At 73.4% G+C, this 20,790-nt stretch carries 17 protein-coding genes; 7 read left to right on the forward strand and 10 right to left on the reverse strand.

The features are described 5' to 3' along the window. Positions 1 to 384 precede the first annotated feature (384 nt). Positions 385 to 1,833, reverse strand: coding sequence for an argininosuccinate synthase (gene argG / locus OG906_RS04080; RefSeq protein ID WP_267827287.1), 1,449 nt, complete (start codon positions 1,831 to 1,833; stop codon positions 385 to 387). A gap of 47 nt (positions 1,834 to 1,880) precedes the next feature. Beyond that, positions 1,881 to 2,006, reverse strand: coding sequence for a hypothetical protein (locus tag OG906_RS04085; RefSeq protein WP_329440046.1), 126 nt, complete (start codon positions 2,004 to 2,006; stop codon positions 1,881 to 1,883). Positions 2,007 to 2,307: 301 nt separating this feature from the next. On the opposite strand from OG906_RS04085, the gene OG906_RS04090 reads away from it, so the two are divergent. Continuing rightward, positions 2,308 to 3,303 carry a helix-turn-helix domain-containing protein gene (locus tag OG906_RS04090; protein WP_329440048.1) on the forward strand — a complete coding sequence of 332 codons (996 nt, stop codon included), beginning with the start codon at positions 2,308 to 2,310 and terminating at the stop codon, positions 3,301 to 3,303. On the opposite strand, the gene OG906_RS04095 is transcribed toward OG906_RS04090, so the two are convergent. Next, positions 3,288 to 4,277, reverse strand: coding sequence for an alpha/beta hydrolase (locus OG906_RS04095; protein WP_329440050.1), 990 nt, complete (start codon positions 4,275 to 4,277; stop codon positions 3,288 to 3,290). The genes OG906_RS04090 and OG906_RS04095 overlap by 16 nt on opposite strands. Positions 4,278 to 4,663: 386 nt before the next feature. On the opposite strand from OG906_RS04095, the gene OG906_RS04100 reads away from it, so the two are divergent. Beyond that, entirely contained in the window at positions 4,664 to 5,668 is a 1,005-nt protein-coding gene (locus OG906_RS04100) for a helix-turn-helix domain-containing protein (RefSeq protein ID WP_329440052.1), read from the forward strand. A 51-nt stretch (positions 5,669 to 5,719) separates the two neighbouring features. On the opposite strand, the gene OG906_RS04105 is transcribed toward OG906_RS04100, so the two are convergent. After that, a complete protein-coding gene (locus tag OG906_RS04105) occupies positions 5,720 to 6,748 on the reverse strand; it encodes a helix-turn-helix domain-containing protein (RefSeq protein WP_329440054.1) in 1,029 nt (342 codons plus the stop codon). A 338-nt stretch (positions 6,749 to 7,086) separates the two neighbouring features. On the opposite strand from OG906_RS04105, the gene OG906_RS04110 reads away from it, so the two are divergent. Continuing rightward, positions 7,087 to 9,915 (forward strand): AAA family ATPase, encoded by a 2,829-nt coding sequence (locus OG906_RS04110; protein ID WP_329440056.1) that lies wholly within the window; start codon positions 7,087 to 7,089, stop codon positions 9,913 to 9,915. Here OG906_RS04110 and OG906_RS04115 read toward each other — a convergent pair. Next, positions 9,846 to 12,782, reverse strand: coding sequence for a LuxR family transcriptional regulator (locus OG906_RS04115; protein WP_329440058.1), 2,937 nt, complete (start codon positions 12,780 to 12,782; stop codon positions 9,846 to 9,848). The genes OG906_RS04110 and OG906_RS04115 overlap by 70 nt on opposite strands. Positions 12,783 to 13,060: 278 nt before the next feature. On the opposite strand from OG906_RS04115, the gene OG906_RS04120 reads away from it, so the two are divergent. After that, a complete protein-coding gene (locus OG906_RS04120; protein WP_329440059.1) occupies positions 13,061 to 13,948 on the forward strand; it encodes an alpha/beta hydrolase in 888 nt (295 codons plus the stop codon). Between the two features lie 50 nt (positions 13,949 to 13,998). On the opposite strand, the gene OG906_RS04125 is transcribed toward OG906_RS04120, so the two are convergent. Beyond that, complete coding sequence (locus tag OG906_RS04125; RefSeq protein ID WP_329440061.1) at positions 13,999 to 14,406, reverse strand: hypothetical protein; 408 nt, start codon at positions 14,404 to 14,406, stop codon at positions 13,999 to 14,001. A 271-nt stretch (positions 14,407 to 14,677) separates the two neighbouring features. Between OG906_RS04125 and OG906_RS04130 the strand changes: the two genes are divergently transcribed. Both OG906_RS04130 and OG906_RS04135 read left to right on the forward strand, forming a co-directional pair. Beyond that, positions 14,678 to 14,905: a DUF5133 domain-containing protein gene (locus OG906_RS04130; protein WP_267795966.1), complete on the forward strand. Its 228-nt coding sequence runs from the start codon at positions 14,678 to 14,680 to the stop codon at positions 14,903 to 14,905. 122 nt (positions 14,906 to 15,027) lie between these two features. Further along, entirely contained in the window at positions 15,028 to 15,225 is a 198-nt protein-coding gene (locus tag OG906_RS04135) for a CsbD family protein (protein WP_267795967.1), read from the forward strand. 171 nt (positions 15,226 to 15,396) lie between these two features. Here the strand turns inward: OG906_RS04135 and OG906_RS04140 are convergent, their stop codons facing one another. After that, on the reverse strand, positions 15,397 to 16,464 hold the full coding sequence (locus tag OG906_RS04140; RefSeq protein ID WP_329440065.1) for a saccharopine dehydrogenase family protein: 1,068 nt from the start codon (positions 16,462 to 16,464) through the stop codon (positions 15,397 to 15,399). Positions 16,465 to 16,558: 94 nt separating this feature from the next. Between OG906_RS04140 and OG906_RS04145 the strand changes: the two genes are divergently transcribed. Next, positions 16,559 to 17,536 carry a helix-turn-helix domain-containing protein gene (locus tag OG906_RS04145; protein ID WP_329440067.1) on the forward strand — a complete coding sequence of 326 codons (978 nt, stop codon included), beginning with the start codon at positions 16,559 to 16,561 and terminating at the stop codon, positions 17,534 to 17,536. Positions 17,537 to 17,549: 13 nt separating this feature from the next. Here OG906_RS04145 and OG906_RS04150 read toward each other — a convergent pair whose 3' ends face one another. The 3 genes from OG906_RS04150 to OG906_RS04160 are packed head-to-tail and all read right to left on the reverse strand — an operon-like array spanning position 17,550 to position 20,706. Then, positions 17,550 to 18,398 carry a carbohydrate ABC transporter permease gene (locus tag OG906_RS04150; protein WP_329440069.1) on the reverse strand — a complete coding sequence of 283 codons (849 nt, stop codon included), beginning with the start codon at positions 18,396 to 18,398 and terminating at the stop codon, positions 17,550 to 17,552. Further along, positions 18,395 to 19,387 (reverse strand): carbohydrate ABC transporter permease, encoded by a 993-nt coding sequence (locus OG906_RS04155; RefSeq protein ID WP_329440071.1) that lies wholly within the window; start codon positions 19,385 to 19,387, stop codon positions 18,395 to 18,397. Before OG906_RS04155 ends, OG906_RS04150 begins: the two co-directional genes overlap by 4 nt. 14 nt (positions 19,388 to 19,401) lie before the next feature. Beyond that, the gene (locus OG906_RS04160; protein ID WP_329440073.1) at positions 19,402 to 20,706 is read right to left on the reverse strand and encodes an extracellular solute-binding protein; all 1,305 of its coding nucleotides are present in this window, start codon (positions 20,704 to 20,706) and stop codon (positions 19,402 to 19,404) included. Positions 20,707 to 20,790: the final 84 nt, after the last annotated feature.

Here is a 20,790-nt window from a genome sequence, read left to right on the forward strand (position 1 = left end):
GAAATAGGGCTTTACGAGCGTCCGTCGTGGAGTGGGGCATCGTGATACCTCCGTATTCGGATGCGAGACAGCCGAACTGTTTCTTCGAGTTGCTCCTTTCGTGGATATCCGTTGACGCGTGAACGCCGACAAGTGTTCTTCACGTGAAGCCGGATATCGGTGCGAGACACGGCATATCCCGACTGTTTTCTGTAAAAGTTCGCCATTCGAAAAGGCGGCCCCGCAACTCCCCTCTCGGTGAAGGAGCGTGGCCACCACCCGCTCCCGCCCCACGACATGAAGGAGCCGGGCCCGCCATGCGGGCCCGGCTCGTACGTCTCCACCACGCCCGGGGGCGACGCGCAACGATGTGCGCGCCTCCCGGGGCCCGGGTCGGCGACCGGATCAGTCGGTGCCGAACTCCATCGCGGCGCGGTCCAGCAGCTCGTCGTCGCCGGAGACCTCACCACGCGAGGCGATGGCCTCCGCGCCGCCCTCGGGCATGCTGCCGATCAGGCCGGTGGCGGCCGCCTGGGCGGCGCCGACCAGCGCGGGGCGGGCCGTGCCGACGATCCCGAGACCCGCGTACTGCTCCAGCTTGGCGCGCGAGTCGGCGATGTCGAGGTTGCGCATCGTGAGCTGACCGATGCGGTCCACCGGGCCGAACGCCGAGTCCTCGGTGCGCTCCATGGAGAGCTTGTCCGGGTGGTAGCTGAAGGCCGGGCCCGTGGTGTTGAGGAGCGAGTAGTCCTCACCGCGCCGCAGCCGCAGGGTCACCTCGCCGGTGACCGCGGAGCCGACCCAGCGCTGGAGCGACTCGCGGACCATGAGGGCCTGCGGGTCCAGCCAGCGGCCCTCGTACATGAGCCGGCCGAGGCGCCGACCCTCGTTGTGGTACTGGGCGACGGTGTCCTCGTTGTGGATCGCGTTGACGAGGCGCTCGTACGCGGCGTGCAGCAGGGCCATGCCGGGAGCCTCGTAGATGCCGCGGCTCTTCGCCTCGATGATCCGGTTCTCGATCTGGTCCGACATGCCGATGCCGTGCCGGCCGCCGATCGCGTTGGCCTCCATCACCAGGTCGACCGGCGAGGAGAACTCCTTGCCGTTGATCGTCACCGGACGGCCCTGGTCGAAGCCGATCGTCACGTCCTCGGCGGCGATCTCGACCGAGGGGTCCCAGAACCGCACGCCCATGATCGGCTCCACGGACTCCACGCCGGTGTCCAGGTGCTCCAGCGTCTTGGCCTCGTGGGTGGCGCCCCAGATGTTGGCGTCGGTCGAGTACGCCTTCTCGGTGCTGTCCCGGTAGGGAAGCCCGTGGGCGACCAGCCACTCCGACATCTCCTTGCGTCCACCCAACTCGGAGACGAAGGCGGCGTCGAGCCACGGCTTGTAGATGCGCAGGTGGGGGTTGGCGAGCAGGCCGTAGCGGTAGAACCGCTCGATGTCGTTGCCCTTGAACGTGGAGCCGTCGCCCCAGATCTGTACGTCGTCCTCGACCATCGCCCTGACCAGCAGCGTGCCGGTGACGGCGCGGCCGAGCGGGGTGGTGTTGAAGTAGGCACGGCCGCCGGAGCGGATGTGGAACGCGCCGCAGGCGAGCGCGGCCAGGCCTTCCTCGACCAGAGCCGCACGGCAGTCGACCAGGCGCGCGACCTCGGCCCCGTAGGCCTGCGCCCGCCCGGGCACCGAGCCGATGTCGGGCTCGTCGTACTGGCCGATGTCGGCGGTGTAGGTGCACGGGACGGCACCCTTGTCGCGCATCCACGCGACCGCGACCGAGGTGTCGAGGCCGCCCGAGAAGGCGATGCCGACGCGCTCGCCGGCGGGCAGGGAGGTGAGAACCTTAGACATGGGAAGAGTATGCACCGAAACGCATGTCTATGCAAAACCCGCTTCCCTCACGCATCCGGCGGGGCGGCCGGCGGACCGTCGAACAGGGGGTTCAGCCCGTCCGGCAGCGCCGTGAGGCCCAGGTCGAAGAGCGCGTCCAGCCTCAGGTCGCAGCCGTCCTCGAGGGCGCCCACCAGCCTGGAGAAGGTCGGGGGCCGGCCGGCCGGGGGTCACCCGCGACGGAGAGGGTGCGGCGACGGTCGTGGCCGCGGCCACGCGGTGCCGGGCGGGACGGCGACGCGGGCTTCGGCATGATGCCCGTGCGCGACAACACGGAGATCCGGGTCGCCTTCGGCTTCGGATCCGGGCCCCTCCCCCACGACCCCGACGCGCTCCGGCGGCTGGTCACGGACAGGCTCGCGGCCCTGCGCTTCCACGGAGCCCGTCCGCACCCGCCGCCGCCGGGCGACCGGTTACGGCGGGTAATGATGCAGAATGCTTCCCTCGCTGGTCACATGGGGGGGCGCCGTGCTGCTGTTGGATCTGGCCACCGTGGCACCGGCCGAGCGGGTGGCGGCCTTCCACCACACGCTGACCGACGATTCGGTGCCCAACCACGTGGTCCACGAGGACGGCGGGGCGTCCATCCACGCGCGGATGGAGCTGTGGCAGGTCGGCGGCCTCCCGCTGTTCTCCACGCGGAACTCGGGTTTCACGGTGCACCGCACGAACCTGCACGTGCGCCGGCACCGCAGCAACCCGGTGGTGTCCGTCGCCCTCCAGCCGCGCGGACTCGGCCGGGCCGAACTCGCCGGGCAGCGCCAGGTGTTCGGACCGGACGACATCTGCGTGTTCCACGAACTGACACCGCGGTCCTTCGGTTGGTCCGGCGACGGGGCCTCGCAGTCGCTGATGTTGGACGCCGAGCGGCTCGGCGTCCCGGTCGACACCGTGCTGCGGGCCGGTTTCCAACTGCGCGCCAGCCCCCTGTACGACCTGGTCCTGAACCACCTGCGCGGACTCTGGCGGGACCCCGGACGGCTGGAGGGTGACCCCGGCGCCCCGGCACTGGCGAACGCCACCGTCGAACTCGTCCGTGCGCTGCTGCTCTCGGCCGGCGCGGGCGAGCGGGCACCGGAGACCAGGCAGGCCATGGACGACACCCTGGCATCCCGCGTCCTGGCGCATGCCCGTCGCCACCTCACCGACGGGGACCTCACCCCTGAGCGCCTCGCCGCCGAACACGCGGTCTCCGTACGCCAGTTGTACGCGGTCCTCAGCCGTGAGGGCATCAGCCTGGAACAGTGGCTCATCACCGAACGCCTCGCGCTGGCACGACGGATGCTCGCCTCCGCCCGGTACACGGGTCTCACCGTCGCCGCGGTCGCCGCCCGCTGCGGGTTCGCCGGGGCGAGTCACTTCAGCCGCAGGTTCCAGGCCGCGTACGGACTGACTCCCAGCGAGTGGCGCAGGTCTCACCTTCCCGGTTGATGCAGGGCGATGTGCAGGGTGTCCGTGATCTGGATGCGGGCCGCGCGTGCGGCGTGCGTGCCGCGGAGCAGGTCGAAGAGGACGAATCCGTGGATCGTGCCGTGGTAGCGGACCGACACCACGGGGACGTCCGCCTCCCTCAGCCGCGCCGCGTACGCCTCACCCTCGTCGCGCAGCACGTCGGCCTCCGCGGTGAGGACCAGCGCCGCCGGCAGCCCCCTGAGCTGTTCGCTCGACGCCCTGAGCGGGGAGACGGCACGCTGCGCGCGGGTCTCGGCGTCGGGTGCGTACCGCTCCCAGTAGTCCCGCATCGCGGCGCGGCCCAGGAAGTACCCCTCGGCGAACTCCTCGTAGGAGGGGGTGTCCATCGCGGCGTCGGTCGCCGGGCACACCAGGACCTGCTGGAGGAAGCGCGGCCCGCCGGACCGGTTCGCCAGCAGGGTGAGGGCCGCCGCGTGGTGCGCGCCGGCGCTGACGCCGATCACGGCCATCCTGGTCCCGTCCAGACCGCACTCGCCCCCCTGACCGGCGATCCAACGCGCGACGGTGTGGGCCTGCTCGACGGCGCCGGGGTGGCGTGCGTCGCCCGGATCGTCGTACTCGGGGATGACCACGGCGGCATCGGCGCCGAGGACGAGGTCGGTGACCAGTTGCCGGTGCGCGTGGGCGTCGGTCAGCATCCAGCCCACTCCGTGCAGGTAGAGGACCACGGGCAGGGGTCCGTCGCTGTCGGCCGGGCGCAGGATCCGTACGCGGATCCGCCGGCCCGCCGGACCCGGGACGGCCAGCCACTCCTCCACGACGTCGGGTTCGTGTGGCGCGTCGCCGCCGTCCCAGAGGTCCGACATGCGGGCGCGCGAGGCCGCGATGTCCAGCCCGTCGCGTTCCGTCGGGCACGCGTGGCACCGCACGAAGGCCCGAACCTGGCGTTCGAGAACGGGTCCCGGCCGGGCGACCTCGTCGTCGTTGTTCACGGGCACTCCTGCACGGGGACTCCTGTACGGGGCGTGGCCGCGGGCCTTCGACGGAGCGGCCCCTGACGGCCCCCCACGGCCGGGCAGGCTGGCGCTCGGTGCCGGATCCGGTCATGCCGCGGCACCGGAGACCCACCCTACGGAACACCGGTCGGGACTTCGACGGCGGCACCGTGCCCGTACGTGACGCTGCGCGCACGGTTCGCCGGGCGCACGGGTGCGTGAAGCGGCAGGCGGCAGGCGCGTGCGGGAGCCGGTCGGCAGTCATATGACCTACCCGTCGTCGCCGGCGGCGCCACAGACTCGGAAGCAGTACCGCGGGAAGGCAGCCGCCCCCTCTCCCCCGTGCGTCCTGTTGTTCTCCGAGGCGGCCGAAGGGAGTCTGTGTGCGTGCTCTCACCGCACCCGCCGCACCGCCGGATGCCGACGCGGAGCGGAACACGGACGGCGCCGCCGACCTCGCGCGCTGGTTGGCGCCCGTATCGGCCGGCTCCTGGCCGGACGGGCCCGAGGGCGACGCCCCCCGATGTCGCGGCTTCGGATACCTGCGCCTGCTCGACTGGCAGGCGGCGCCCGCACAGCTGAGTCGTACACCGCGGACGGTGTTGCGGGAACCCCTGGACGCCGTCGCCGTCGTACTGCCCCGGCACGGCACGGCCTCCGTCACCCAGGACGGCCGCGGCGCCACCGTCGGAGCGGGCGAACTGACCCTGATCGACCTGCGCCGGCCGTTCGCCCTGGAGCGCGCCCCAGGAGCGTCGGTACTGCTCTGCCGGCTGCCGGCGCACGCCCTGGGTCTCTCGATGGCGGCCCTGCGCCCCGTCCTCGGGCGCGTCGTGCCGGTCGGTGGGGACGGTGTGGCGGGCTTGCTGGGGCCCCTGTTGCACGGTCTCGGCGCGTCGACCGACACGATGCCCGTGCCGGTGGGCGAGCGACTGGGCGGTGTCGTCACGGAGTTCGTGGCCGCGCTCGTGAACGAGTGGACCGAGGAGCCGCAGGAGGGGAACGGTCCCGCCTGCCCGGGGCGTGAGGCGCTGCTCCGCTCCGTCCGGGAGCACATCGATCGTCACCTCGGCGACCCGGACCTGTCCCCGGAGCGCATAGCCGCGGCCCACGGCATCTCGGTGCGCTACCTGCACCGGCTCTTCGAGGCGGAGGACATCACGGTGGGCAGGCTGGTCCACCAGCGGCGCGTCGAACAGTGCGAGCGGGAGCTGAGCCGGCGCGGTCGGGTGAGCCCGTCCATCTCGGCGGTGGCCCAGCGCTGGGGGTTCCGCAGCCCGGCGCACTTCAGCCGGGCCTTCAAGGCCGTGTACGGGCACTCGCCCCGCCAGTGGCGGGCGGCCGCCCTCGACGCCGCGGATTCCCCGCCCCCACCCCCGCGCGCGTGACGCGGCACGGAATCCGCCGGGGCAGGAAGAGCCGGGGCCGGAGGGCCGGGTTCAGCCGGCGGTGTTCCCCGGCGGCCGGACCCGGGAGTCCCGCCAGGCGCTCGGCGACATTCCGTACGCCGTACGGAAACTGCGACTGAAGTGGGCCGCGCTGGCGAACCCCCAGCGACCGGCGACGACGGCCACGCCGGTGTCGGTCCGTCCGGGCCGGGCCAGTTCCCGGCGCGCCTCCTCCAGTCGGCGGTGCTGGATCCAGCGCCCGACCGTGCTGTCGTGCTCCGAGAAGAGCTTGTGCAGGTAGCGGATCGACACGTGGTGTGCGGCGGCGACGGTCACGGGTGACAGTCCGCGGTCCCAGAGGGACTCGTCGATGTGGGCGCGCAGCCGGCGGGTGAGCTCCTCGCGCTCGTGCCGCCGTCCCGGCCGTGCCCCGCGATCGTCCGTCTCCACCGCCAGGGCGGCGACGAGTTCGGCGACGTTGCCGGCCAGGTGCAGGGCCGTGCGCGCCGAGTACCCCGGGGCCTTCTCGGCCAGGGTCCGCAGCAGGGGCCCGAGCAGCGGGGCCACCGGGCCGCGCAGGGGCAGGTCACGGCGGACCAGGTCACGGATCCGCTCACCGGTGACGGCGAGGGAGCCGCGCGGGATCCGCACGAGGTGCAGGCGGAAGTCCTCGTACGCGTGGAGGGCGAACGGCTCCGCGCCGTCCAGGACGAACAGGTCCGACGGCCGCAGCGCCCCCTCCGGGTCTCCTTCCCCGGCGGGGGATGTGCCCTGGCCGGTGCCGGGGACCAACCGCGCCCGACCGTCCGAGAGGACACCCAGGAGGAGGTGCCCGCCGGGCACCGCCGAGGCTTCCAGGGCGAGGCCGGACCCGGCCGGACCCCGGACCGTGCTCACGTGGAGGAAGCCCAGCGTGCGGGAGTCGACCCGGCCGCTGAAACGGGCGGCCTCGCCGTCGGTGAGCACCAGGGGGACGAAGGCCTCGGCCAGGCTCGCCCCGTCCGGTGCGGGGCCCGTGTCCGCGAGCCCGTCCGCGCTCGTGTGCGTCTGCGACCGATCCGCTCCGGTGGTTCGGGACATGGATGTCAGGCTCATGCGGCCCCCTGGTCTGTGCGCTGCCTCGGAGGCCGAGGCGCTGTGCCGGAATCCGGGCCGCGCGTCGCGCGCCTGCCCTCGCCCCTCAGCCTGCGCCGGGGCGGTACGGATGGGTAGGGCGCGGGGCGTTCGGTGCGGCGAGGAGCAACAACCGTGCAGGCTGGGGCAACACCGGACGTCGCCGCGACGCTTCGCCCGTACGGGATAATGGCGTGGCACTCGGACGTCGCCGCCGCGCGGGCGGATCGGGGCGGAGGGGGCTGGGGCGGCCGCTTCCGGTGAGCGTGACGCCCGGCCCACGCCCCGGCCGGCTGGGGGGATCCGTGGTCACCGAGAACACCGTGGTCACCGATGACGCCGTGGTCACCGACGACACCGCACTGACCGAGAACGCCGAGAGCAGCGAGAGCCCCGGGAGCGACGGACCGCGCCTCGTCGGCCGGCAGCGCGAACGGCTGGTGCTGGAGCGGGCGCTGCGCGACGCCCGCTCCGGCGCGGGCGGCTCGGCGACGGTCCTGCGGGGCGACGCGGGGATCGGCAAGACCGCGCTGCTGGACTGGACGGCGGCACGCGCCGCCGAGGCCGGGTTCACCGTCCTGCGCGCCGTCGGCGCGGAGGCCGAGGTGACGACCGCCTTCGGTGTGCTGGACCAGGTGCTGCGACCACTGCTGGGCGGCTCGCGGGCGCTCCCGGAACACCAACGGGCCGCCCTGGAACGCGCGCTGGGGCTCCGGGAGGGCCTTCCGCCGGGGGGCTTCACGGTCGGAGCGGCGGCCCTCGGGCTGCTGGCGGAGGCGGCGCGCCGCCGGCCGTTGCTGATCCTGGTGGACGACCTGCACTGCGTGGACTCCTCCAGCAGGGCCGTCCTCGCCTTCCTCCGCCATCGGATCTGTGATCTCCCGCTGGTGATGGTCTCCACGACGCGTCCGGACGGTTCCGCCCTGGAGGGGTGGTCCACCCATCCCCTGGACGTGGACGCGCTGTCGGGCGACGACGCCGCCGCCCTGCTGCGCCAGTGGCATCCGGGCCTGGCCGCCACCACGGCCGCGCGGGTGGTGGACGAGGCGGCCGGCAATCCGCTCGCCCTGGCCGAACTGCCCCGGCAGTTGGGTCGGGAGCACCGGCGGGGCACCGTGCCGCTGCCGGAACGTCTGCCGCTCGGGCAACGACTGGAGCGGCTGTTCGCGCAACGCCTGGAGTCGCTGTCCCCGGAGACGACGAGGGTGCTGCTGGCGGCCGCGCTCGGCGGCGACGGGTCCGCGGGACAGGGGGGCACGTGGTGGCGGGCGGCCGGCGGGGACCGGGCGGAGCAGGTGCTCGACCGGATCGAGGCGAGCGGTCTGGCCCGGCTGGACCACGCCGGCAGGTTGGCGTTCCGGCATCCGCTCGTCCGCAGCGCGGTGATCGCCTCGGCCTCGGAGACGGAGCGGCGGGCCGCCCACCGGGCCCTGGCGGCGGACCTGCCCGAGGGGGACGTACGACGTCTCCTGCACGAGGCCTCCGCCGCCGAGGCGCCCGGCGAGCCGCTCGCCGCGCGGCTCCAGGAGGCCGGATCACGGCTCGCGCTCCGCGGGGGCGATGCGGAGGGGGCGCTGCTCCTGGACCGCGCGGCGGCGCACAGCACCGACCCCGACAGTCGGGCGAGGCGTCTGACGCTGGCCGCGGTGATGTCGGCGCGCGGCGGTCGGCTTCCGTACACGGCCCGGCTGGTCGAGGAGCTCAAGCAGGGGCCGGTGCCGGCGGACATCGCCCCCTTGTTCGCGTACGCGGTCGTGTACGTGGACCAGAGCCATCACGTGGACTTCGACTCGTCGTTCACGCTGTTGCCGCAGGCTCTCGCGGGCCTTGCCGGCTCCGTCGGGGAGCCGTTCGGCGACCTGGTGGAACAGGCCTTCTTCAAACTGTTGCTGGCCACGGCGTACACCGGCGATCCCCGGGGGCGGCGGGCCCTGGAGGCACACCTGGGACAGGTGTCCCCGGCCGCCCGTCTGTGCCACCGCGCCTGGGCCGATCCGCCCCGTACCGCGCACGGTGTGGAGAGGGAGCTGCGGGCGATGGCCGAGCGCATGGCGACGGGTCAGGAGGCGGGGCACTCCTGGCTGCTGCTCTGGACCGCCTGCGCGGTGGACGGCGCGGACTCGGGTCTGTGGCGGCTCTTCGCCGGGCAGCACGCGTTCGCCACGCAGGGCTCGGTGGCCAAGGCCAAGTGTTATCGGCACTTCCTGCGCGGCCGCTGGGACACGGCGCAGGAGTGCCTGCGGGAGGCGGACGCCGCCGAGGAACTCGGCTACCACTGCAACGCGTTGCTGTTCCGGCACTACCACGCCCACTTCCTGGCGGGGAGGGGCGACGAGGAGGGGCTGCGCGCGATCACGGCCCGGATCGAGCCCGCCGCGACGAAGGCCGGGATGCGTTTCGTCACCGATCACCTGGCCCATCTGGGTGCGCTGGCCGCGCTGGCGCACGGGCGGTACGAGGAGGCTTACGGCACGCTGCGGCGGTTGATGGCCCCGGGTGAACTGCCGCTCGGACTGCCCTGGTTCCACCTGCCGTTCTTCGACTTCGTCCTGGCGGCCGTGCGGTGCGGGAGGCAGGCGGAGGCCGCGGCGCACGTGGCCGCCGCGCGTGCGGCCCGGATCGGGGAGATCTCCGAGCACCACGCCTTCCTGCTCGCGGCGGCGCACGCCCTGACGGTCGGCTCGGAGGAGGCCGACGTCGAGGAGGCGGACGCACGGTACGCCGCCGCGTACGCGGTACCGGGCGCCGGCCGGTGGGTCTTCGAATTGGCGCGACTGCGGCTGGCCCACGGTGCCTGGCTGCGCCGGCGGGGTCGGCGGGACGAGGCCGAGGACGCGCTGCGTACGGCGTACCACTCCTTCCTGGAGCTGCGGGCCGATCCGTGGGCCGAGCAGTGCAGGGAGGAACTGCGCGCGGCGGGACGGCCGGTGGACGGCGGGGCGGCCGGCCGGGAACCGCTGACGGCCCAGGAGCTGCGCATCGCGCGTCTGGTGGCCACCGGGCTGACGAACAAGGAGATCGGTGCGGCGCTGCGGCTGTCCCCGCGTACCGTCGCCGGCCATCTCTACAAGGTCTTCCCCAAGCTCGGGATCACCTCGCGGGCCGCGGTGGCCCGGGCGCTGGCGGACGCCTGAGCGGATGCCCCGCCTTCGCGCAGGGCGCGGGCCATCCCGCCCCGGGTGGTGATGCCCAGCTTGGGAAAGATCTTGTAGAGGTGTGCGCCGACGGTGCGGGGGGACAGCCTCAGTCGTGCACCGATCTCGCGGTTGGTCAGCCCCTCGGCGGCCAGCTCGGCGATTCTCGACTCCTGTGCGGAGAGCGGGTGTCGGACCTCGCCGGTGGGGCGTTCGGCTCCCGTCGCCTCCGGGCCCGGTCCTCCGGCGGCCGCGAGTTCCCGGGCCGCCTGCCCGGCCCAGGGCGCAGACCGCAGCCGCTCGAACACGGCGTGCGCGGCCGTCAGTCGGGCGGCGCCCTCCCGGCGGCGGGAGCGGCGCCGCAGGCAGGCGCCGTGGGCGAGGTGGAGTCGGGCCAGTTCGAAGGGCCACTCCTCGGCTCCGGGCAGGGCGTAGGCGGCCGTGTACCGTTCCTCGGCCGTGTCGTCGGCCGCCGCCAGGGCCTCGGCCGCGGCCACCAGGAAGGCGTGGTGGGGGGAGACGGCCGCGATCCCGGCCTCGCGCACCGCGCGCAGGTGGGCCTGCGCCTCGACCCGGTGGCCGGTCTCCACGGCGGCCTGGGCGAAGTCCAGCAGGGTCAGCTGGATCCAGGGCAGGCGCGGCAGCGGACCTCCCGGCGGGGTGAGGGACCGTACGTGGTGCCAGGCCTCCGCGGCGCGACCGTGTCCCAGGGCGCACAGCGCCTTCAGGCCGAGCAGCCGGCCGGTGACCAGGCGCAGGTGCCGGTCGGCCGCCCAGGGCGTCAGGAGCCGCGCGATCGCCTCCAGGCCGGCGGTGTCGCCGCGGCCGGCGAGGACCTGGCCGTGGTGGAGGAGGAACATCATCTCGTTGTAGCCGTAGCCGTGGGCGGCCGAGGCGGCCGCGCCCCGACGGGCGAGGGCGAGGGACTCCTCCCACCGGCCGTGGAGGAAGTGGTCGTGGGCGCGGGCGAGTTCGATGAACGCCTGGGTCACATAGGTGCTCCGGGACGACAGGCGGTCCCACAGCGCGGCGTGGTCGCCGACGGCGTCGACCGCCACCGCCGTCCACAGGAGCAACCGGGCGGCGAGGGGGTCCGCCGGCCCGTCCGGCCGGGACGCGACGGCGGCCCGCAGCCGGGCGGGCACCTCCCGGGCGGTGTGGGGCGGATCGGCCCAGGCCTGATGGCACAGCACGGTCAGTTCCGAGGCCTGCCCGACATGGCGGTCCAGGGCGGCCCGGGCCCGGTCGTCGCCGGTGTGCGAGGCGACGATGACGAGGATGAACAGCGCCGGTTCGAGCAGTGCCGCGCGCTGCCCCGCGTCGCGGAAGGGGGCGGCGGCGTCCAGCACTGCGGGCAGCCCCCGCAGCGAGGGGGTCGGATCCCCGTCGAGGTGGAGCCGCACGTAGGCGACGGCCAGGGCGTACAGGGCCGCCGGGCTCGGGGTGCGCGGGCGGGCCTCGTTCTCGGCCTCGGCGAGCAGCCGGTCCGCGAACCTGAGTCGGCCGCCCCGGGCGGCCAGGGCCGCGGCGGCGACGAGGCGCGCCGCCCTGCACTCCGGGTCGGCGGTCAGTCCGGCGGCGCGCGCCATGACGCTCGCCGCTTCCGCCTCTGCGCCTCGTTCCGCCATGGTCCGCGCCGCGGCGTCCAGCCGGGCGGCCAGGCCGTCGTCGGGGCCGATGGCGGCCGCCGCGAGGTGTGCGAGCCGCCGCGGACTGTCCGGGGGCAGGGCTTCGGCAAGGTCGCGGTGGGCGGCGCGGCGCTCCGCGGACGAGGCGGTGTGGACCAGGCCGGCGCGCACCAGGGGGTGGTGGAAGCGCACGCGGCCCGTGCGCGGGTCGACGTGCGCGAGTCCGGAGTCCTGGATCCGCCGCCACGTGCCGGCGGCCCGCGCCCCGATGGTCGCGGGCGCGTCGTCGGCCGTACGGGCGCCGCCGGCCGCCGCGGGCGCGGCGCTCTCCCGCGCGGCCGCGTCGGGCGCCGCCGGGGCGCCGAGTGCCGCGCGCAGCAGGACGTGGCGGGCGTCCTCGGGGAGGGCGCGCAGCCGGTCCTCGTACAGTGCGCCGAGACGTTCGCCCAGGGGCAGTTCACCGAGCAGTTCGCCGGTCTCCGGGTCGACGACGACGGCGAGCCGGTCCGGGGCGGCCCGTTCCAACTCCGCGGGCAGTTCCCGCAGGGCGAGGGGGTTGCCGCCGGCCGCGCGCAGGACCCGGCGGCGCGCCCACTCGGCGAGGTGGGGGTGCAGCGCGCGCAGGAGGTCGCCGGCGCGTGCGTCGTCCAGCGGTTCGAGATCGATCGGCCGGCCGACCCCCCGTGCGGCGTACCGGCCCTCGTTCCGGGTCGCGCCGATGACGACGAGCGGGAGCCCGGCCGCCCGTGACCCGATGAACCGGAACACGGCGGCGCTGGGCGGGTCCGCCCACTGCAGGCCGTCGAGGAGCAGGACGATCGGCCGGCGGGCGGCGGCGCGGGCCAACAGCGCGAGCGCGGCGCCGGCCACCTCCCCCGCCGCGGGCGTCTCGTCCGCGCGTACGCCCAAGGCCGCTTCCAGCAGGTGGCGTTGACCGTCCGGAAGGTGGTGGGCGGTGTCGAGCAGCGGCCACAGCACCTGGTGCAGGGCCGCGAACGCGAGTGCCGATTCGGCCTCGGCCCCTGCCATTCGCAGCACGCGCAGGCCGGCGCGGCCGGCCCGCTCCTCGGCCCAGTCGAGGAGCGTGGTCTTCCCCATCCCGGGATCGCCGCGCAACAGGAACGCCGCTCCCGTCGCCCGCACGGCGTCCAGGGCCGGGGCCAGGAGTTCGCGTTCCGGGCCGCGCCCGGCCGGATCCGGCGCCGATTCCCCGGGGCGCGCACCGCTCTCGGTCTCCATGTCGGCTCCGCTCCCCCGTGCTTCCCGTCGTCCTGCCGGCGGGGCCCCACGGCACCGCACGCCACCTCCCCGAGCGCACAGTAGACCAGCCCCCCGATCACGGGCGGAAATCCGAAACCGCAGGTGGCCGGGACACATCGGCCCGCTGTGACGGCGCGTTCGTGCACCGCGGCGCAAGGGGTGTGCACTGAGCGGCGTCAACGCCCCTGCGGCGGCCCCTAGCGTGCCGCCGAGTCCGAGTTCCGCCCGGGAGCCGGCGCCAGACCCAGGAGAGTCCCATGTCATCCCACGCACCCGGCGCCTCGTACGCCCGGGACCTCGCCCAGGTCGAACGGGCCAACGCCTCGGGCCGGATCCCGGTCGTCTTCGTCCACGGCCTGTGGCTGCTGCCCACCAGTTGGGACCGGTGGGCCGGCGTCTTCGAGGAGGCCGGTTACATCGCCGTGGCCCCCGGATGGCCGGACGATCCGGAGACCGTCGAGGAGGCCCGGCAGCACCCGGAGGTCTTCGCGGGCAAGGGCGTCGGGCAGGTGGCCGACCACTTCTGCCGCCTCGTCCGCGCCCTGGACCGCACGCCCGCCGTGGTCGGGCACTCCTTCGGCGGACTGATCGGCCAGATCATCGCGGGCCGCGGACTGTCCCGGGCCACGGTCGCCATCGACCCCGCGCCCTTCCGCGGGGTGCTGCCCCTGCCCCTGTCGTCCCTGCGCGCCGCGAGCGCGGTCCTGGGCAACCCGGCGAACCACCACCGGGCGGTGCCGTTGACGTACGACCAGTTCCGGTACTCGTTCGCCAACGCGGTGCCCGAGGAGGAGGCCCGCGAGCTGTACGCGCGCTTCGCGGTGCCGGCGTCCGGTGAACCCCTCTTCCAGGCGGCCGCGGCCAACCTCAACCCGTGGACGGAGGTGAAGGTGGAGACCACCGGCGCCGACCGCGGGCCGCTGCTGGTCCTCTCGGGCGAGAAGGACCACACCGTGCCCTGGGCCATCGCCCACGCCTCGTACAAGAAGCAGGCGCGCAACGAGCACGCGGTGACGGAGATCGCGGAGATCCCAGGCCGGGGCCACGCCCTCACCATCGACCACGGCTGGCGCGAGGTCGCCGACACGGCGCTGGCGTTCCTCCGACGCTTCGCCGACCCCGCAGGTCCGCCCGGGGCGGCGTAGGCGGCGCGGGCGGCCGGGCCGGCGGCCCCGGGCGGGCAGGCCAGATCAGGTCAGGTCATCTCGTCCGGGTCGCAGCTCGCGCGGCGCAGCCCGATGGTGCGCAGGGCGCGCATCAGTCCGTCGGCGTCGCCCTCGCGGACGACGTGTACGGCGCCTTCGGCGGCCACGCCCTCCAGTTCGGCGACGAGGGTGTCGGCGCCGGTCCGCAGGACGACCCCGCTCGGCGGGTCCAGGGCGCGTACCCCGCGGAAGACCTCCAGCGCCGCCGGGTCGGCGTCGAGCCCGCCGGGCAGGGCCAGGACGGTGATGTCGGGGAGCAGGACCCGGGCGTGGGCGAGGGCGACGGCGGGCTCTCGAGCATGGGAGATGACCTGGAAGTGCGGGTTGCTCTGGATGCGCGACCGCAGCCGTTCCAGTTCCTCGCCTTCGTCCACACCGACCACCAGAACCGTCATCACGATCCCCATCCTCCGTCGCGGTCACCGCCGGGGCGACCCGGGACGGCCCGCGGCCGGTCGGTGGCGGTCCGAGATGGCGTGGGGAGGGCGCGCCGTCAGCGCCCGTCGGTTCCCGCTCCGGTGTCCGCGTGGAACCGGCCGAACGGCCGCGTCCGGAATTCGCCGGCATCCGCCGAGCGACGCCTTCGGGAGCGGCGCTTCCGTGTGATCGACGAGGAGTGGGGTACACGCCGGCGCAGAGAGATCGACCGCCGAGAAGGGAACTCCTTCCATGCTGATGGCCCACCCCGCGCTGCTGCCCGCCGCCGTCCGGGAGTACGAGACGCTGAGCCTTCTGAACGCCCTCGAAGGCAGCCCGCGGACGCGGCGGCGCATGGAGGAGGTCGCCGAGCTGCTGTGCACGGCGACGGGTACGGGCAACCCGGACGCGGCCCTGATCGCGGCGCGCTACGGGCTTCCCGGGGCGGGCACGTTCGACGACTCGGTCCTGCCCTCCTGAGGGGGGCACCGGGGCGGGGCGCGGGAGTGCGGTGAGAGTCGACGCCGGATTCTCGACGCGCGCCCGTGACCGTTATCACCTAGTTTGATCCCCGTCAGCATCCCCAGCATAAGGAGTGCACCATGGCCGACAAGGGCGGCATGGACAAGGCGAAGGGCAAGGCCAAGGAGGTCACCGGGAAGGTCACCGGCAACGACCGGATGGCCGCCGAGGGCAAGACCGACCAGGCCAAGGGCAAGGCCAAGGAGGCCATGGGCGAGGCCAAGGAGCGCGCCCAGGGCGTCAAGGACTCGATGCGGGACAAGCGCACCAAGCCCTGACCCGGCTCGCCCGCGCGGGGTCCCCGGACACTGGTCCGGGGACCCCGCGCGGCGTCCGGGCGCCGTCCGCGTCGGTGGCGCCGCGCCCGGTGTCGGCGCCGCGTCGGGCGGGTGTCGGGTCGGGTGTCGGCGCCGTCATCGTCCGGCGGACGGAGCGCGTCCGCCCGGGGTTCACGCTCCGCCCAGCACCAGTTCGTCCAGGGGCAGGGACCGCAGGAAGTCCTCGGCGTCGAAGGCCTCCCCGGCCGTCACCACGCCCCCGTTGCCACCCCTGATGCCGCCGTCGGCCACGATCCGTTCGACCGCCTCGACGACGATGGGCGCGGTGAAGGCGTAGATGTCGCGGCCTCGGGCCACCGCCCGCCGTTCCTCGTCCCCCCGGCGGACGACGACCTCGACCAGGAAGACCTGATCCGACCGGCCGGCGGCGTCGGCCGACCGGGGGCCCGTGGTCTGCGGAGCGGTCAGGTCCTTCAGCGGGGTGACGTTCAGGAACGTGTTGATCCGCGCGGTGTCCAGGTGTCGGGAAACGGTGATCACGTCGGTGGTGGAGAACTCCCCGACCACCTCCTCGACCCCGAACGGCTCGGGAAACGTCCACGTCCCCTTCGGCGCCGGTTCGTCGCCCGCGAGGACCTGGAGCCGGCGGTCGGTGAAGACCACCCGGCGGCCGGCCCGGCGCTCGCCGGCCAGCAGCGTTCCCCGGGTCGGGTGCCAACTGTCCAGCGCCACCGCGATGGAGATCTCGTCGGCGGCCGGCCAGTCCCCCATGGCGGCGGTGGCGAGCAGGTCGCCCAGCGCTCCGTAGAAGGCCATCACCGGGGCCACCACGACCCCGGCCTCCTTCACCCGCGGGTCGTCGCGGTAGGTGTCGAAGGTGTCGATCGCGACGAGGGTCTCGCCGGTGACGTCGAGGTAGTGGATCCCGGCCCGCAACGCGGCCTCCACGAGCGGCGGCACGGTCTCGGCGAAGGGGCCCGCGCAGTTGATCACGGCGGCCGCGCCCTCGATCGCGTGGTCCAGGGATGCCGGGTCGTCGACCGAGGCGCGCTTCCACTCCACCCCGAGTTCGGCGGCCGCCGCCGCGAGCTTCGTCGCGTCCCGCCCGGACAGCACCGGTGTCCAGCCGCGGTCCAGCAGTTCCGCCGTGACGAAGCGGGCGGTGTGACCGTAGCCGCCGAACACGGCGATCACCGGGTTCGCACGGGTCCGGTCGGGTCGGTGGTGGTGCTCGGTCATGGGTTCTTCTCCTTCGTGGGACGCGTTCCCATCCTGCTCGGCGGTGCGCTGCGCGACGACCTTCCGGGGCGTCAACGTGCGCTAGGTTCGCGTCATGCCCGCCCATCGCGTCGCCATGGCCGTCACGGACGACATGCCGATCTTCGAAGCAGCCGTCCCGTGCCAGATATTCGGCGTCGACCGGCCGCATCTGGTCGATCCCTGGTACCGGTTCGCGGCGTTCCCCGTCGGAGGCGCGTCGGTGCGGCTCACCCCGGGCTTCACCCTCGCCCCCGTCGACGACGGCTGGGGCATCGAGACGGCGGACACGCTGGTCATCCCCGCCTGCACCAACGTGCACGAGGAGCCGCCGAAGGAACTGGTGGACATCGTCCGGGAGGCGTACGAGCGCGGGACACGGATCCTGTCGATCTGTTCCGGCGCCTTCGTGCTGGCCGCCGCCGGGGTGCTCGACGGGCGTCGGGCCACCACCCACTGGCTGCACGCGGACGAGCTGGCCCGCCGTCATCCCGCCGTTCGGGTCGACCCGTCCGTGCTGTACGTGGAGGACGCCAACGTGATCACCTCCGCGGGGACGGTGGCCGGCATCGATGCCTGTCTCCACGTGGTGCGCGGCGACCACGGCGCGGCCGTGGCCGCCGAGTTGGCCCGCGGTCTGGTCACACCGCCGCACCGGGACGGCGGCCAGGCCCAGTACCGGCGCCCGCTGCCGCCCGGGTCGGGCGAGGATTGGCTGGCCGGCCTGCTGGACTGGGCCGACGAGCACCTGCACCTTCCGCTGACCACCGCCGACCTGGCCGCGCGGGCCCACGTGAGCGTGCGCACCGTCGAGCGCCGGTTCGCCGACGCGCTCGGGATGTCCCCGCTGCGCTGGGTGCTGCACCAGCGGATCCGCAGGGCGCAGCAGTACCTGGAGACCAACGACCGGACCATCGAGTGGATCGCCGCCACCTGCGGGTTCGGCGGACCGGCAGGGCTGCGGGCGCACTTCGCCAAGATCGTCGGCCTGTCGCCCAGCGCCTACCGGCGTACGTTCCAGGAGCGGGTGGGGGCGGCGGGTACCACCGGCTGACCTCCCTCCCCCTTCAGTCCTTCACCGCGCCGCCCAGGCCGGAGACGAGGCGTCGTTGGACGAGGACGAAGAACACGAGCACCGGCACCGTCATCAGCGTCGAGCCGGCCATGATGCCGCCCCAGTCGTTCTCGTCGGGCTTGAAGAACACGAGCAGCGCCATGGGGAGGGTCGACTGGGAGGTGTCGCTGATGAGGAACGACTTGGCGAAGAGGAAGTCGTTCCAGGTGGAGATGAAGGAGAACACGCTCGTGGCCACGAGCCCCGGAAGGACCAGCGGGAAGAGGATCTGCCACAGGAACCGGGTGCGGCTCGCGCCGTCGATGTACGCGGCTTCCTCCAGCGCCTCGGGCACGGCCTTCACGAAGCCCCGCAGCATCCAGATCGCGAACGGCAGCGAGAAGGCGAGGTGGGGCAGGATCAACGACCACAGGGTGTTCAACTGCCCGGTGTCCCGCATCAGGAAGAACAACGGGATGGTCAGCGCCTCGATCGGCACCATCTGTGCCACCAGGAACATGACGAGCAGCGTCGTACGGAACCTGAAGCGGAAGCGCGTGACCGCGGTCGCGGCGAGGAAGGCGATCAACGCGGAGGCCAGGACCACCGCCCCCGCGACCACCAGGCTGTTCAGGAAGTACCGCCCGAACTCCTGCTGTGCGAAGACCCTGCGGAAGGAGTCCAACGAGGGCGTGAGCGTCCAGGGGCGCGCCTCGGTGGACTGGATCTCACCGGCCGGTTTGAACGCGGACAGCACCATCCAGTACAGCGGGAAGGCGACGACCACCGCGACGACGAGCGCGGAGGCCTCGGCGGCCAGTCGCCACGGGCGGCGGACGCGGAGGGTGGCGGTACGGCTCACAGCTCTTCTCCCTGACGTCGCATGAGGCGCAGGTGGACGAGGGTGACGGCCAGCAGGATCAGCAGCATGACGATGCCGATCGCCGAGCCCAGGCTGTACTGCGAGGACGCGAAGGCCTTCTGGTACGCGTAGACGTTGAGCACGAGGTTCTGTCCGGCGATCCCGCCGCCCGCGGTCATCACGTAGATCTGGGTGAAGACCTTGAAGTCCCAGATGATCGACTGGATGGTGACCACGGTCAGGATCGGCCGGAGCATGGGGGCGATGACGGAGCGCCAGATCCGCCACGGGGAGGCGCCGTCCAGTGAGGCGGCCTCCAGGACCTCGGGGGGAATCGCCTTGATGCCCGCGTACACGGTCACCATGACGAACGGGAACGAGCACCAGACGACCTCGAAGAGGACGAGGGCGAAGGCGCTGTAGCGCCCGTAGGTCCAGGAGAAGTCACCCAGGCCGAGCAGTCGGTTGACGGGTCCGTGGTCGGGGTCGAACAGGAAGACCCAGACGGTGGACCCGGTGACGGCGGGGGTGGCCCACGCACCGAGCGCGGCAAGCAGCAGGACCAGCCTCGGCAGGGCCCGGACGCGGGTCAGCAGTACGGCGAGCGCGCAGCCCACGCCGAGGGTGGTGATCACACAGCAGGCGGCGAAGACGACGGTGGTGAGCAGGACCTGTCGGAACTGGCCGTCGCAGAACAGCGTCCGATAGTTGTCGAGGCCTTTGAAGGTCGTGGGTTCGCCCCCGCTGACCTGAGCCTGGGTGTATTCGAGGAAGGAGATCAGGCCGAGCTGGTAGATCGGGTAGGCCAGCAGCGCGGAGAGTACGACGAGTGCGGGCGCGAGGTAGAGCCAGGGCGTCCAGCGGGTGCCGTGGCGTCCACCGCCGGGGGTGCGGCGCGACGGCCCGGCGGGGGTCGGGGCCGGCGGCGAGGTCGGTGCGGTCTTGTACGGGTGCCTGCCCGGCTCCAGGGCCGTGGCTTCGTGCGTCATGTCGGCGGGCCCGGTCAGCCGGCGTCGGAGAAGGCCGTGTCCATCTTCCTCGCCGCGTCGCCGGCGGCGGCGGGCACGTCCTTCCTGCCGCTCACGATCTCCTGGAACATGGTCGGCAGGACGGTCGAGGCGTCGATGCGCCCCCATCCCGGGGAGGCCGGCACGAACCGGGTCCCGGCGGCGAGGGTGTCGACGAACGGCGTGACGAACGGGTCCTTCTTCGCGGCCTCGGCCCGCACGTCGGTGTACGTCGGCAGGAATCCCATCGCGTCGAACAGCTTGCGCTGGGTGTCCTTGCCCGCGAACCGCTTCATCAGGTCGATCGCCAGGGTGCGCCGCGGGGTGCCCTTGAGGACGCCGATGTTGTTGCCTCCGGCGAACGCCGGTGCGATCGAGCCCTCCTTGACGCCGGGCAGCGGTACGACCGCGTACTTGCCCTTCACCGCGCCCGCCTCGACGGCCTGGTGGCTGAAGTCCCCGCCGATGGCCATGGCGGCGTTGCCCGAGGCGAAGGCGGTCACCGTCGCGTTTCCGCCCATGGCCGCGCATTTGGCGGCCGGACAGTTGTCGTCCCCGAAGAGCGAGGTGTACGTCCGGATGCCCTTCTGCGCGGCGGGGTCGGCGATCGCGGACGTGTAGGTGCCGCCGCTCTCCTTGGCGATGTCACCGCCGTTGGCCCAGATGAACGGCATGGCGCCGTAGGTGTACGCGCCGCCCACCGCGATGCCGTACAGCTCGGGTCGGGCCTGGCGGATCCTCTTGGCCGTGGAGACCAGCTCGTCCTGGGACTTCGGGGGTCGGATCCCCAACTCGTCGAAGACGTCGGTGCGGTAGTACAGGGCCCGTACGCCGACGAAGAGCGGGGCTCCGTACACCTTGCCGCCGACGGTGACCGAGCGGGTGGCGGTCGGGTCGGTGTCCTTCGCCTCCGCCCAGTCCCCGAACTCCGCGCTGACGTCGACGAGTCCGCCGTCCTTGACGTAACCGGCGGTGTCGGTGTTCCCGTACTCGATCAGGTCCGGGGCGCTCTTCGGGTCGTTGAAGGCCGCCTTGACCCGCTGGGCGCGACTTTCGACGGGAATGTACTCGACCTCGACGTCGGCGCCCGCGTGGTCCCGGGTGAAGGCGGCGATCGCCTCGTCGATGACTTTCTTCTTCGGGGCGTTGTTGACCTCCTGGAAGAGCCAGACGCGCAGGGTGCCGGACGTCTCGTCCTTCGAGGAGGTGGAGGAGGAGGTCTGTGGGGCGCAGGCGGTGGCGGTGAGTCCTGCCACGACGAGGGCGGCGACGGATGTGGCTATGCGGAAGCGGAGTTTCATCGGCCATCCCCAGGAGAAGAGTGCGCACGCGTTGCGCGATGCGCAACGGCTGTTCCGTGATGCACAACTGGGAGGAGGCTAGAA

Source organism: Streptomyces sp. NBC_01426 (assembly GCF_036231985.1).
Classification (GTDB): domain Bacteria; phylum Actinomycetota; class Actinomycetes; order Streptomycetales; family Streptomycetaceae; genus Streptomyces.